Below are 14,721 nucleotides of genomic sequence, written 5' to 3' on the forward strand. Positions count from 1 at the left end.
TTATGATATTAATGTTTTTAATCATTTTAACACTGCCATTTACAAACACATTGGTCATTAATATCGGATTTCCTTTGAAGATATATGAAATCGTTGGCATACTGCTTTGTTTCATGGCACTAATCTCTGTGATAATGCGTAAGAAATTCATTTTGTTGCGTAGTGAAGGTTATTCAATATACATGTACCCACTTATTGCCTTCATAGCATGGTATGCATTCTCGGGTATAGTAGGCATATATAGGGCAAGTGACATAGTTATGCCTATATGGGCGCTTGGTAGAAATACATTAACTAATGCAGTACTGATGAAACTGTTATATGTGTTGTTAAACTGTTTTCTTTTTGGATTCTTTATCGCTAATATTAGAAGTAAAGAACGGTTGATAAGAGTCATCAGGTGGTGGATCAGCGCGAGTGTTATTGTTTCTCTATACGCCATATATTTATTCATAACATCTGCGATGCATTCTAATCCATGGCTATTGCCCGGAACATTAAGTGTTCAGTATGGTTTCTTGCCAGGCATAGGGGAATTTATCAGGTGTGCAACATTTAAGGAAGGTAACTTTTATGGCGGATATATGAATGCATCACTGATGATGATACTTCCATTTCTTTTCACTAATACCATTCCGTCATTGTTTCAATATAAAAAGCTTAAGTGGTATTATTTTATCATAATGGTGAGTGGTTTGCTGATTTCGGCATCAACCATAAACATCGTTGTCTTCGTTGTGCTCATGTGTGCGTATTTGTGGAGCATACGAGTTAGAAAACATTCAATCAAAATAAAGTTGATGTTTTTATTTATAGGAATATTACTCTTTGGAATTATTTTCATTTCCACTCCTGCTGGCAAAACAATGGTTATTAATAAAATATTTTCAAATGATGTGCAAATGAGCATGTCAAAGCGTGATAGATTAGGATGTATTGTTACAGCAACAAAAATGGCGTTAGTATATCCAGTCATTGGGGTAGGCCCAACAAATTTTGGCCTGTATTATGATCGATTTAAACTTGACGGAATGGTTGCGGGAACAGGTGAAAAACGGATAGCAAACAATATTTACGCGGAAATATTATGCGAGACGGGGTTCACTGGTTTGGCTTTGTTTTTAGCGTATTTATTTAGTATTCGATATTTGTATAAAAAACAGTCAAAGATTATTGATCATAAACTAATGCCTCTGGTCAAAGGGCTGTATTTTGCATTCATCAGCATGCTCATTGTGTTTATGGCATTTCCAACATTCACTCTTACATTTCATTGGATTCTTATCGGTCTGTTAATTGCATCAATTAATATAGGTGTCATGGAAAAACGCAATGAGAATAGCTTATAACGCACGATTTCTATCAGCATCTAATGTAACCGGCGTTGAAAGGGTTGCTTATGATCTGCTGCTGCATTTGGTTAAGCAAGATTCCAAAAATGAATATATCGTGTTTACGGCTAAAAAAGAATATCTTGGTTCAATAGCAATATCTCCTAATGTTACTTGTGTTGAATGCTCATTATTAAGGGGAAATCGCTTTTTAAAACATGTCTGGGAACAATTTGTATTGCCATTATATGTTCTTATCTACAAATGTGATGTTCTGTTTAATCCAACCAATACAGCGCCTATAATAAACTTTAGCAAAACCATCTTGTTTCTCTGTGATGTATCATTTATGGTCAATCCAAAATGGTTTTCAAAAAGCTTTAGCATCTGTTATAGATTCATAATACCTATAATATCACGAAGAGCGAATGCAATTATCACCATATCACAAAGCTCTAAAAATGACATTGTTAAATATTGTAAGGTCAGTGAAGATAAGGTCAAAGTAGTATATCCGTCTCTGAGTGGTATATTTGATGCTAACAATGACGGACAAAATGATAGTGTATTAGCTAATTTACATATACGAAAACCGTTTGTGTTGTTTACGGGTTCAATTAATCCAAGAAAGAATCTCAAAAATCTAATTACTGCATTTAAAAAGTATAAAAGTAAATTTAATGATATGGAACATTCACTTATAGTTGTTGGGGCAATGAATACAAATTTTGCTCCCGAGGCTTTAACCAATGATAAAAATAATAATATTGTATATGTTGGATATGTTGATGATAATCAATTGAAGTCACTGTATCAAGAGTCGGAGCTTTTCATATACCCTTCATTGTATGAGGGTTTTGGCTTGCCTCCCTTAGAGGCTATGTGTTGCGGAACTCCAGTAATTGTGTCTAATACTTCATCTCTTCCAGAAGTATGTGGAGACGCAGCAATCTATGTTGACCCTGAAAATACTGAACAAATTTCGGATGCCATTAATAATATATTGTGTAATGCTGATATGCGTAAAAAAATGATTATGAAAGGTAAAGAACGGGTATTGCACTTTAATTGGGATGATGCCGCAAAGAATGTTATACATATCACTGAAGAGGTTTCGTTGTGAAAATTGCAATCGTTCATGATTTTTTAAACCAATATGGCGGTGCCGAGCGTGTTGTAGAAGCTTTGCACGAAGTATATCCCGATGCACCAATATATACTTCTATTTATGTACCAAGGAATCTTCCTGATATATTTAAAACAATGAATATCAAAACTTCATATATGCAAAAACTGCCTTTTTTAAAGCATTTTAAAAAGTATCTATTGTTATATCCGAGTGCATTTGAAACATTTGATTTAAGTCAATATGATGTTGTACTAAGCAGTTCAAGTGCCTTTGCTAAAGGAGTAAAAACCAGTAGTTCAACCTGTCATGTTTGCTACTGTTATACACCTATGCGTTTTGCATGGAATTATGGAAATTATATTGGGAAGGAAAATATAGGTAAACTGGCAAAGAAATGCCTGCCATATTTTCTAAAATATCTAAAATCATGGGATGTTAAAACGAGTAGGAAAGTTGATTATTTTATAGCTATTTCGCGTGAAATTCAAAAACGCATAAAAGCATGTTATTTGCGTGAATCTGATCTAATTTATCCTCCAGTAAATACTCGTGACTTTTCTGTGTCATCACATGTTGCTGATTATTTTTTAGTAGTTTCTCGATTAAATGGATACAAACGGATTGATTTGGTTGTAAATGCCTTTAACCAGTTGAAATTGAAGTTGAAAATAATTGGCGATGGCCCTTGTAGAAATTCTTTAGAGCAGATAGCCGGGCATAATATTGAATTTCTAGGGAAAGTTGACGAGATATCTTTGCGGAATAACTATGCTCATTGTCGTGCAATTATATTCCCAGGTGAAGAAGATTTTGGAATTGTACCTCTTGAGGCTCAATCATCAGGGAGGCCGGTTATTGCATTTGCGGCTGGTGGTGCTCTTGAAACGGTAATTGACGGCCGCACTGGTATATTCTTTAATACACAATCAGTTGAGTCACTGATTGATGCGATTAATAGATTTCTGAAATTGGAAAACACTTTTGATAGTTCACAAATTAGAGCTAACGCTATTCAGTATGATAAAGAGATATTTAAAAAAGCAATTTTCAATTATGTTAATGTGAAATACGAAGAATTCAAGAAAAGGGCTTAGCTTAGACAAAACATTTATGATTCAATATGTTATATATTTACTGATTATCTTAATACCCTTTCAAATGTAAGTGCATATAAGATTTGCAAAAATCAGGCAAATGCAGAATGAAGGGCTATACGGTCACTTTCATAATAATATAAAATGTTATACAATAAAATAGTTATTATTTAAGGTAAAATATATTATGATAAAGTGTAAATTGCAGCGGCCTATAATTACAAAAAAACCATGGGGCAGTGAAGAATTATTTGCACATACAAGTCGTTATGCTGCAAAGATTCTTGTAATAAACAAAGGGCACAGATTAAGCCTTCAATATCATCGCGTAAAAGATGAGACACTGCTGCTTTTAAGCGGGCAATTGCGACTCGTTATTAGCGATGGCAAAACATTAAAAGAATCAATAATCTCAAAAAATGTTGCATTTCATTTGCCGCCTAAAACAATTCATAGAATGGAAGCGTTAGAAAAGTGTATTTTAGTTGAGGTTTCAACCCCTCAGCTGAAGGATGTAGTGCGACTGCATGATGACTATAATCGGGAGAAAAAAAATGGCTAAGAAAGCTATGATCACGGGAATTAGGGGGCAGGATGGAGCCTACTTATCCAAATTATTATTAGAAAAGGGATATGAGGTTTTTGGAGTTGATAGAAGGAGTGGCGGGGCAACAAACTGGCGCATGAAAGAACTTGGAATTGAAAATGATGTCAAAATCCTGTATATGGATTTACTTGAGATGACAAATATTATGCAGGTAGTAAAGAAAATACAACCAGATGAGGTGTATAATCTTGCGGCGCAAAGTTTTGTGCAGTCATCATTTGATCAGCCAATATTAACTTCAGACATTGATGCACTGGGAGTTTTGCGCATACTTGAGGCAATAAGAACACTAGCACCCTCTGCACGCTTTTATCAGGCATCTACAAGTGAAATGTTTGGCAAGGTTCAGGAAATACCACAAAAGGAAAGCACGCCGTTTTATCCACGGAGCCCCTATGGAGTTGCAAAATTGTATGGACATTGGATAACTATCAATTATCGGGAATCGTATGATATGTATGCATGTTCAGGAATTCTTTTCAATCATGAATCGCCTTTACGCGGACAGGAATTTGTAACAAAAAAAATAACGCTTGGTATTGCTGCGATTTTAAATGGTTCACAAGAAAAGATTGTTCTTGGGAATATTGATTCAAAAAGAGATTGGGGATTTGCAAAAGAATATGTTGAAGCAATGTGGCTAATGCTACAGCAAGAAACGCCTGACGATTATGTAATTGCAACTGGGGAAACACACACTGTCAGGGAGTTCTTGGAAATAGCATTTAAGTATGCAGATATTGACATTGAGTGGAAGGGTACTGGTGTAAAGGAAAAAGGAATTAATAAGAAAACTGGCGATACGATAATAGAAATATCATCAGAATATTTCCGTCCGGCAGAAGTTGATATCCTCATTGGTGATTCCACAAAAGCACAGCAAAAACTTGGATGGAAACCAAAAACAAAGTTTTCAGAGTTGGTTAAGATGATGATAGAGCATGATTGTAGGGGTGTAAAATAGCTAACATGAAAGCACTTATTCTTATTGGTGGAATTGGAACACGGCTTCGGCCATTAACCTGCTCAACCCCGAAACCGCTATTACCTATTGTCAATAAACCATTTCTTGAGTATCAATTTGAGCTGCTGAAAAAACACGGTATCACTGATATTATTTTGTGTATATCATATCTTTCTAATGCATTTGAAGAATATTTTGGTACGGGGAAGAAATGGGGAGTTAAAATCCAGTATGTACATGAAAAAGAACCTCTCGGAACAGGAGGCGCAATTCGTAATGCAAATCACATAGTTGACGATAATTTGTTGGTCTTAAATGGCGACATATTGACGGATATTGATCTCAAAGAATTCATGCATTACCATCTTGCAAATAAGGCCTGTGTTACAATAGCTCTTGCCAGAGTAAAGGATCCAACCGCATTTGGCTTGATTGAATTAAATAAATTTGGAAAGATTAATCGTTTTCTTGAAAAACCTTCGTGGGATGAAGTAACTTGTAACACCATCAATGCAGGTATCTATATGTTGTCAAAAGAAGCAATCAATCAAATACCTGAAGGGATCAACTATTCAGTGGAAAGAGGATTGTTCCCGACATTGCTTGCAAAGAATAAACGCGTATTCGGATATTCCAAAGCATATTATTGGATGGATATTGGCGCAATAGATAAATATTTGCAGGCACATGCCGATGTAATGACACACATAATCAAGGTGCCTATTAACGAAAAGCAACAATCCGCAAAATTCTATATTGGAAATAAATGCAAAACTGGTGAACATATTCAAATTGATGGTATATTGGTTTGCGGATCAAATTCAAAAATTGATGACGCGACAACATTTGTTGGAAATGTGTGTTTAGGTAATAATGTTTCGGTTGGCAAAGGAACATATATTCGGGATTCTGTAATTCTTGATAATACACGAATTGCCGAAGGTGTGAGGATTGAGCAATCTGTTATTGGAAAAAATTGTCTCGTCGAAGCCAATTCAATAGTGAGTTCTGGTACAGTACTGGGTGATAGAACAACTGTTAGAAAATATTCCCGCCTATAAACTTTATGTGCTTTAGCATCACACTAAATTACCTATGAACACTATTCAAAATAAATCAATTAATGCTATTCGTTTTGGAACTGATGGTTGGCGCGCGATAATTGCCGACCAGTTCACTTTTAATAATGTGCGTCGCGTAGCAAGTGCTATTGCGCAATATGCCTATTCAAAAATTAAACCCGAACTTTGCAATAGGTTTGAGAACCGAGACGAAAGAGACGGAGGCAGTTTTGACGCAAAAACCGCAGATAATGGTTATTCCATTGGCAAGGATTTTGCGGAAAAAAATGTCCCGTATCTTTTGACGAATTCCGAATCCTATTGCAAAATTCGGGTTAAATCTCCTTTGATAGTTGTCGGTTATGACACTCGATTTCTTTCTGCAGATTTTGCTCGTGTTGTAGCTGAGGTGCTTTCAGCGGAAGGATGTACGGTAATTTTAAGCAACTCTGTTCTGTCAACCCCAGCCCTCTCTTCGGCAGTTGTATCAAAGGGTGCATTCGGGGGTGTTATGATCTCGGCAAGTCATAATCCGGCCTCATTTAACGGAATAAAATTCAAAACGGCACAAGGATGCTCAGCCCCTGAATCGGTCACAGACATCTTTGAAAAAAACTTGTCTTCTGATATTAAAACACGGGTTAATCCTCAGCAAAATTCCAAAACAACGTATACCATGGCTAATCTTACTAAACCATATCTTAAGCGACTAACATCAATGGTTGATCTTTCTCTCATTAAAAAGACACCAATGACAATTGTTGTTGATCCTTTATATGGAGCTGGTATCGGATATATGCAATCGCTCCTTGGAAGTTCTAAAATCAACATCATTGAAATACACGGTAATGCGGATCCTTTATTTGGAGGTATTCATCCGGAGCCGATAGAACATAATCTTGGCGACCTCAAATTGGCAGTAAAACAATCCGCCGCCGCTGCCGGCCTTTCAACGGACGGTGATGCCGATCGCATAGGCGTTGTTGATGATAAAGGCAACTATCTGACACCTCATCAGATATTTCCGCTTATTTTATATTATTTGACGAAATATAAGGGGTTAAAAGGTAAGGTTGTCCAGGCATTATCACTTGGATATTTAAGCAAACGCATAGCAGCGGCTTATTCCTTACCATTTGAAGAAGTGCCTATTGGATTTAAATATATAGCCGATCGTATCATGAACGAAGAAGTGCTCATTGGTGGCGAAGAGAGTGGCGGCTATGGCTATGGGAACTACATTCCCGAGAGGGATGGTATTCTAAACTCACTGGTAATTTTGGAAATGTTGTCGACTACAAAGAAATCGTTGTCGGCGCTTATTGATGAAATGCAAAAAGTATATGGGACATCATGTTATATGCGTACTGATTTTGTTAATCCAGGCATTAAAAAGGAAACACTTGTTTCAAGTATAAGGGAATGTGCTCCAAAAACAATTTCTGGCTTTAAAGTGTCTGAAATAAAAGATTTTGATGGAGTTGAATTTGTGCTTGAGAACGACTCTTGGATACTATTTCGGCCATCGGGCACTGAGCCGGTCATACGAGTATACGCAGAATCAGACAATTCATCGTCAACTAAGGCAATGATCAAATGGGGAAATCAGCTTATCAAATCATTAATAAACAAAGCGTCCTGAGTTTTGTATAAATCCTTATCGGTCATTATTTAATGGGAAGCACTACAAATCTTACAAGAAAATTGTATGAAATTATGGATTCCCGATAGGGACATTCTAGGATGACAACTAAAAAAAAGCGTCATTGCGAGGAAGTAGTAGCGACGAAGCAATCTAATAGTTAAGACGAGATTGCTTCACCCTTTCGGGATTCGCAATGACGACAAAAACACAACTCTATTTGTTATTCTCGGTGAAAATTGATTTATGCTAAATCATTTTGTAAAATAGACGAAAATAGGGGGAAGCATGGAAGACATGGAAATATCACTTAATGACATCTTGAAGGTACTAAAAAAGCATTGGAAATTGATTATATTGCCAACGATAGTTGTTGGGTTGTTGGCACACATATATGCGCATAACCTGCCGAAAGAATACGAATCATCAGCATTAATAAAGATAGGGTATATTGGTCAGGATCAGTTGGATTCGGTCGGCAGTATAACTGCAATCATGAGTTCTGAACAACTGCGAAAACAAGTAGCTATCGAGGCTGGGCATGTGAATGATCTTAACTACATACAAGCACTTACAGGCATGGTACAATATTCTGACGAATCTGGAATGCTTAAGATTACAGCAAAGACGCAAAATCCAGTCACAGCAAAACAGTTAGCGGACATTGTTGCAAAAATAGTAATTGAGAGGCACAAAATAGGCTTTGACAATGGAAAGATTGAACTTAATCAGATGGTTAATTTTGTTAAGGAAAACATTAGACCTATTCCATTAAGTAGTGGTATTAGAGAATTCCGACTTGTCCCATCTGAATTAGTAATCACTGCAAGTGTTCCCAATCATGCAAAAGAGTCAAAGATGCCAATCGTTCGTGTCAGTGTTTTGATTTCATTCTTACTGTTAAGCATGCTTGCGTTGTTCAAAGGAAAAGATATCATATCAAAGAAAAGTTGTTAAATTATAAATAAAAAGTAAACTAATTAATTTTCTATTTACATTATTGCTACAACACAAAAATTCAAAGGAGATTTAAGTGTCAAAAGATGAAAAAAACAAAGCATTAGATTTAGCACTTGCACAAATAGAAAAAGATTTTGGTAAAGAAGCGATAATGCGCCTTGGTGAAAAGAAACCCAAAACAAATGTTGATGTAATACCAACCGGTGCTTTGCCATTAGACATAGCAATAGGAATTGGCGGTATACCCCGCGGAAGAGTTATTGAAATTTATGGTCCGGAATCATCTGGTAAATCCACACTGGCACTTTGCATAGTTGCCCAAGACCAAAAACAAGGTGGCATAGCGGCATATATTGACGCAGAACACGCAATGGACCCAGAATACGCAAAAAAACTTGGGGTAGATGTTGACAACCTTTTAATCTCTCAGCCAGACTCTGGTGAACAAGGTTTAGAAATTGCCGACAAACTTATCCGTTCCGGTGCTGTAGATGTAATAATTATTGATTCCGTGGCAGCACTTGTACCCAGGGCAGAAATAGAAGGCGATATGGGTGATGCAGTAATGGGGTTACAAGCTCGTTTAATGAGCCAAGCATTAAGGAAGCTTACTGGAACAATAGCAAAGTCAAATACTTCACTAATTTTCATAAATCAATTAAGGCAAAAAATTGGCGTAATGTGGGGGAACCCTGAAACAACACCGGGTGGGCTTGCGCTTAAATTTTACTCCTCAGTTCGCCTTGATATACGAAAAATTGAATCTGTTAAAAAAGGCGAAGAATTCCTTGGAAACAGAGTGCGTGTGAAAGTTGTTAAAAACAAAGTTGCATCGCCGTTTAAACATGCAGAATTTGACATAATTTTTGGCGAAGGAATTGATAGAGCAGGTTATTTAATAGATATGGGTGTCACTGAAGGGCTTATTGAAAAAGCCGGAACATTTTTCTCTTATGATGGCGATAAAATTGGTCAAGGCAGAGATAATTCCAAAACATATTTAAAAGAACATCCTGAAGTTGCGGACAAAATTGAAAATACAATTCGCGAGAAATACTTTGGCGTTAAAACAGAAACAAAAAATGAAAATACCCATAATCCTCAGCCAAAGCAAGTTAAAAGTTCAAAAAAATAACAACTAAACACATACAAAACGGCATTAAACAAACTTCAAAGTTTTTAATGCCGTTTATTTTAAAAAATGAAAATTGCATACTTTGTATTAGATATCTCATTTCTTGGAGGCATTGAACGCTACACACGAGAGCTGGCTGCATATGTAGCTAATATGGGGCATGAAGTACATATCTACTCATCTACAGAGTGCAACATACCATCAGTTACATCTCATAAAATTAAAGTTTACAGTTTTTTACCTCGGTGGCTTAAAATATTGCAATTTCAGATTACCCTCAATAATAAATTTAAAGATAGTTATGACATTATTCACAATCAAGACACATATACTAAATATGACACAGTAGTAACTGCTCATAGTTGCCATGCGCAATGGGTTAGACAATGTAAAAAAGAATCAATTAAACAATGGCATATTAAAACACTCTATCCTTTGCATTGGGTATTGCTCTATAATGAAAAACGAAGATTTACTAAATCAAAAAGAATTACAGCGGTGTCTCAGAAAGTTAAAGATAAAGTTTGTAATATTTATAATGTAAGTCCAGATAAAATTGATGTTATTTACCCAGGGATTTCATTAAAAAACACTCAATTAAAAAGCAAAGAATATTTAAGGGAAGAACTAAACATCCCTGCAAATGCCTTTATACTTTTGTTTGTTGCCAATGAATTTAAACGAAAAGGACTGTCGGTTATTTTAAAAGCTCTTGAATTTGCAAATAACAAAGATATTTTTCTTTTAATTGCAGGTTCTGGGAAAATTAAGAACTACCTGAATTTAACATCCTTTGACATTAAAAAAGTTAAATTCTTAGGAAAGGTTAAAGATGTAAGTAAGCTCTACGCAGCATCAGACCTATTGGTATTGCCAACAAAACATGAGGCCTTTGGTATGGTTGCAGCGGAAGCGATGAATGAATCTTTGGCAGTTTTAGTTTCAAAACTCGCTGGTGTAGCAGAAATAATAAAAGATGAAAACTGTCTGCTTTACACCCCAGGTGATTATAAGGAACTCTTAAGAAAAATCAATTTTTTTGCATCTAACAAAAATCTTGCTTATGAGTGTGGGCAAAAATTAAAAACAGAAGTCAAAAAATATTCATGGGAATATGTTGCAAATAAAACTATTTTATCCTACCACAAGATAGCTAACAATGCCAAACAATAAAATTTTCTCCAATGTTCTTATCCGCTGGAGCGGAGAAATACTAAGCAAAGGGCTTTGGTTTTTCTTTTTAATATATCTTGCGCGAAAACTTGGTGTTGAGCAGTTTGGGCAGTTAAATTACGCGTTGTCATTTTCCGCATTGCTTATCGTCTTTACTGACTTCGGTACAAACTTATTCTTAGTTAAACGCGTTGCTGCAGAAAAAAACATTGATGAAAAAGAAAATCTATTAAATCAGGTATTATGGTTTAAAGTAATAACAACAATTATTTTACTGTTAATAGCGGTAGTACTGCAAAGACACAATAATATTTCTGGAACAGCAACACTAATTATAACTCTCTCATTTGCAATCTCTGCATTTCTTGACCCACTAAACTCAATATACCGCGCTCATAAACACATTAATATTGAAACATATATAATGTTTTATTGGCGAATTCTAATAGTTGTAACCGGTTTTATCTTAATAAGCTTTCATAATGACATTTTGTATATAGCCGCGGCGCTTCTTTTTTCAGCGATAATCGCTTTGATTATCTCAATAAAAGTGTTAAAAAAGAAATACGGCATTGCAGCATTTCTTTTTCACAAGCTAAACTTTAAACTGTGGCCCAAAATACTGTTCTCATCACTTTGGATAAACTTAGTAATTATTATCACCACATTTATTGGGCGCTACAATGTTCTGATATTACAAAAGTTTTCAACTCCAGATCAGCTTGGTTTTTATGGTGCTTCTTACAAACTTCTTGAGGGAACTTTTTTTATTCCATCCCTGCTTATTGCATCTATTTTGCCTCACTTCATAGAAAGCAATGTTGGCAACACACTCTCTAACTATGGGAAAAAGCTATTTTTTAAAGCATTATACACTCTTGTTTTTTTATCAACACTCTTAGCGTTACCTTTGTTTTTTTTCTCAGATATGGTAATAAAGCTCCTTTATGGCAACGCATATATGCCTGCGGCAATGGTTTTAAAAGTTATGGCTGTTACGCTTATTTTCTTTTTTATAAACGAACTTCTTTATTGCGTTATACTTAGCTTAAACAAAGAGCGTACAGTTGTTATTAACGCATTTTTTGCAATTGTATTATATCTTCCATTTTGTTACATTATTATTCCTTCGCACGGCGCGCTTGGGGCTGCGATTTCTTTGTTTGTAGGACATTTTGTTTTGTGTTTATTAAATTTCTTGTACTTTATTAAATTATATTTTTCAAACAGATTAAATAAAAGTAATCCCTGTTAAATTTAGGAGGTTGTGATTGAAAAAAGCATTATTTTTGAGTTTGTCTGCCGCCATTGTTGTGTTGTTTGCTACATTAACTATAGTTTACTGCGCTGTCCCAAATGAAATAACCTATAACGGCCGTTTAAGAGAGTATGGTCAACCAATAACTGCAACGCGCACTATGAATTTTAAAATATTTGATGATGTAAATGCAGGGGCATCTCCTTGGGGCTCCGGGAATATTTCTGTTACAGTTTCAAGCGGAGTTTTTAGCCACATACTCTCACCACAAAATATTGATTGGAAAAAGAAAGATTATTGGCTTGAAACAACTGTTGAGGGGAAGGTTTTATCGCCAAGGGAAAAGCTTACTTCGCACATTTATGCTCTTCATGCACAAGAAGCCGAAAATATAAACTCCGATTCTAAAGTTAGTTTTTCTATAAACAACACTGAATATATGTCAATAGAAACAAATGGCGAAGCCAAAAACATCACAAACGGAACAACTTATTATATGGTACCACGCGGCGCAATTATTATGTGGTCTGGAACTACAATTCCAAACGGGTGGGCTATTTGCGATGGAAGTAACGGCACACCAAACCTTGAGGATAGATTCATTTTAGCTACAAATAACCTAAATGAACTTACTAAAACAGGCGGTTCTAATTCATATTTATTATCAGTTGCCCAATTACCTGCCCATAACCACACCATTACTGTTGACTCAGCAGGAAATCACTCACATACAGGCACTACTGGAAATCAAAGTCAGGATCATACTCATACAACTAACGGTGTTAGCACAAATCCAAATACAGGTAGTTATCGTGGTATAACTGACGACAATTACAGTTTTGATGGGAATAGAGCGTTGACATATTCAATTACAACAACTGGAGAAAACTCATCTCACACACACTCATTCACAACCGACTCATCAGGTTCTCACACACATAATGCAACTTCAGCAACTACTGGCTCAGGAACGCAAATAGATAATAGGCCAGCTTTCTATAAACTCGCATTTATAATGAAATTGTAACTATATTAGTTAAGTTAAGGCGCATTATGGTTTATACATACAGATATTGAAGTAGGTAATTTATGATAAAAATAGTTGCAATTGCTAATTTCTATACAGATGCTTCCTGGCGAGTGGGATTGCTTGATAAAAGGGAATACCCTGACACCAAAACTACCGTGATCATTCCTTCTTCTGTTGCGCGCAAAAACGCGCATGGATATAACAAATTATTGCAAGATGGTTTTACAACAAAACATTTCAAATCTATTTTTAATTTTCATCATTCAGTGCGCTTATACTTACCTCAATTATATATATTTTTACACCATGAAAAACCAGACATTATATTTGTCACAAATGAACCATGGAGCTTAACCGCATTTCAAATAGTTTTGTGGTGTAAAATATTTTTAAAGAAAACAAAGATAATTGTTTACACAAGCGAAAATCAAACACGCAAATATCCACTCCCTTTTCCATTAATAGAAAAATTTGTTTTAAACAATGTTGATCAAGTAATAAGTGTTACAGAAATAGAAGGAATTGGAATTTTACAAAAAAAAGGATATTCCGGAAAAATTGTTTATATGCCCTTAAGTGTTGACACTTCACTTTACAAGAAACTAGCAATATTTGATTCTATTATAAAACTGAAATTACCTGAGGGGAAAATTGTACTCGGTTTCGTTGGACGATTGGTGAAAGAGAAAGGAATACAAACACTAATTGACGCTTTAGCTTTACTGGGCAATAATTTTCATGCACTAATTATCGGAGATGGCCCATATAAAAATGAATTGCTGAATCATGCAAAACTTAAAAATGTTTTTAATAATATCACATTTACTGGTTCAATAAATTATGATGATTTGCCTATATATTACAATAGAATGAATGTTTTTGTATTACCATCTTTAACAACATACAACTGGAAAGAACAATTTGGAAGAGTATTAATTGAAGCTATGGCTTGTGAAGTCACGGTTGTTGGTTCATCGTCTGGAGAGATCCCAACTGTTATAGGAGATTCTGGGGTCGTTTTTAATGAAGGTAATGCGGATTCACTTGCAAATGCAGTTTTAAAAGCACTAAAGTGTTCTTCGGAGTATGCGGCAAGAGGGAAAGAACGTGTTCAAATAAATTTTTCAAAAAAGGTTGTTGATTCAATTACATACAAGAATTACATTGATTTGCTAAAAATAAAATAATAAAGTTTGTAGTTGCAATCATAGTGTTTAATAACAATTTGTTCCAATGTAATTAGAATAATCATAAAATATTTCATGAAGCAATAAGTAAATATTCTTTTAAAAATATTTCAAACTGACTATTAACTCTACTTTTCCTAATCATCCCAT

The 14,721-nt window shown here is 35.2% G+C and carries 13 protein-coding genes; all 13 read left to right on the forward strand.

Annotated elements, in window-relative coordinates; all coding sequences use genetic code 11:
• Window positions 1–74 precede the first annotated feature (74 nt).
• Window positions 75–1,349, forward strand: a complete 1,275-nt coding sequence (locus tag M0Q46_00670; GenBank protein MCK9582128.1) for an O-antigen ligase family protein — start codon at window positions 75–77, stop codon at window positions 1,347–1,349.
• Entirely contained in the window at window positions 1,333–2,454 is a 1,122-nt protein-coding gene (locus M0Q46_00675; protein ID MCK9582129.1) for a glycosyltransferase family 4 protein, read from the forward strand. Before M0Q46_00670 ends, M0Q46_00675 begins: the two co-directional genes overlap by 17 nt.
• Complete coding sequence (locus M0Q46_00680) at window positions 2,451–3,554, forward strand: glycosyltransferase (protein MCK9582130.1); 1,104 nt, start codon at window positions 2,451–2,453, stop codon at window positions 3,552–3,554. The genes M0Q46_00675 and M0Q46_00680 overlap by 4 nt, the downstream gene beginning before the upstream one ends.
• Before the next feature lie 187 nt (window positions 3,555–3,741).
• Window positions 3,742–4,116 carry a hypothetical protein gene (locus M0Q46_00685; GenBank protein ID MCK9582131.1) on the forward strand — a complete coding sequence of 125 codons (375 nt, stop codon included), beginning with the start codon at window positions 3,742–3,744 and terminating at the stop codon, window positions 4,114–4,116.
• On the forward strand, window positions 4,109–5,125 hold the full coding sequence (gene gmd / locus M0Q46_00690) for a GDP-mannose 4,6-dehydratase (GenBank protein ID MCK9582132.1): 1,017 nt from the start codon (window positions 4,109–4,111) through the stop codon (window positions 5,123–5,125). The genes M0Q46_00685 and gmd overlap by 8 nt, the downstream gene beginning before the upstream one ends.
• A gap of 5 nt (window positions 5,126–5,130) precedes the next feature.
• On the forward strand, window positions 5,131–6,186 hold the full coding sequence (locus tag M0Q46_00695) for an NDP-sugar synthase (GenBank protein ID MCK9582133.1): 1,056 nt from the start codon (window positions 5,131–5,133) through the stop codon (window positions 6,184–6,186).
• A gap of 34 nt (window positions 6,187–6,220) precedes the next feature.
• The gene (locus M0Q46_00700) at window positions 6,221–7,828 is read left to right on the forward strand and encodes a phosphoglucomutase/phosphomannomutase family protein (GenBank protein ID MCK9582134.1); all 1,608 of its coding nucleotides are present in this window, start codon (window positions 6,221–6,223) and stop codon (window positions 7,826–7,828) included.
• A 288-nt stretch (window positions 7,829–8,116) separates the two neighbouring features.
• On the forward strand, window positions 8,117–8,785 hold the full coding sequence (locus M0Q46_00705) for a Wzz/FepE/Etk N-terminal domain-containing protein (protein ID MCK9582135.1): 669 nt from the start codon (window positions 8,117–8,119) through the stop codon (window positions 8,783–8,785).
• Window positions 8,786–8,861: 76 nt separating this feature from the next.
• Window positions 8,862–9,923, forward strand: a complete 1,062-nt coding sequence (gene recA, locus M0Q46_00710; GenBank protein ID MCK9582136.1) for a recombinase RecA — start codon at window positions 8,862–8,864, stop codon at window positions 9,921–9,923.
• A gap of 66 nt (window positions 9,924–9,989) precedes the next feature.
• Window positions 9,990–11,096, forward strand: a complete 1,107-nt coding sequence (locus M0Q46_00715) for a glycosyltransferase family 4 protein (GenBank protein ID MCK9582137.1) — start codon at window positions 9,990–9,992, stop codon at window positions 11,094–11,096.
• Window positions 11,083–12,351: a flippase gene (locus M0Q46_00720; GenBank protein ID MCK9582138.1), complete on the forward strand. Its 1,269-nt coding sequence runs from the start codon at window positions 11,083–11,085 to the stop codon at window positions 12,349–12,351. The genes M0Q46_00715 and M0Q46_00720 overlap by 14 nt, the downstream gene beginning before the upstream one ends.
• 16 nt (window positions 12,352–12,367) lie before the next feature.
• Window positions 12,368–13,381, forward strand: a complete 1,014-nt coding sequence (locus M0Q46_00725) for a tail fiber protein (protein MCK9582139.1) — start codon at window positions 12,368–12,370, stop codon at window positions 13,379–13,381.
• A gap of 62 nt (window positions 13,382–13,443) precedes the next feature.
• Window positions 13,444–14,571 carry a glycosyltransferase family 4 protein gene (locus M0Q46_00730; protein MCK9582140.1) on the forward strand — a complete coding sequence of 376 codons (1,128 nt, stop codon included), beginning with the start codon at window positions 13,444–13,446 and terminating at the stop codon, window positions 14,569–14,571.
• The last annotated feature ends 150 nt before the right edge of the window (window positions 14,572–14,721 follow it).

The sequence above is a fragment of the Endomicrobiales bacterium genome (assembly GCA_023228045.1).
Lineage (GTDB): Bacteria > Elusimicrobiota > Endomicrobiia > Endomicrobiales > JALOBY01 > JALOBY01.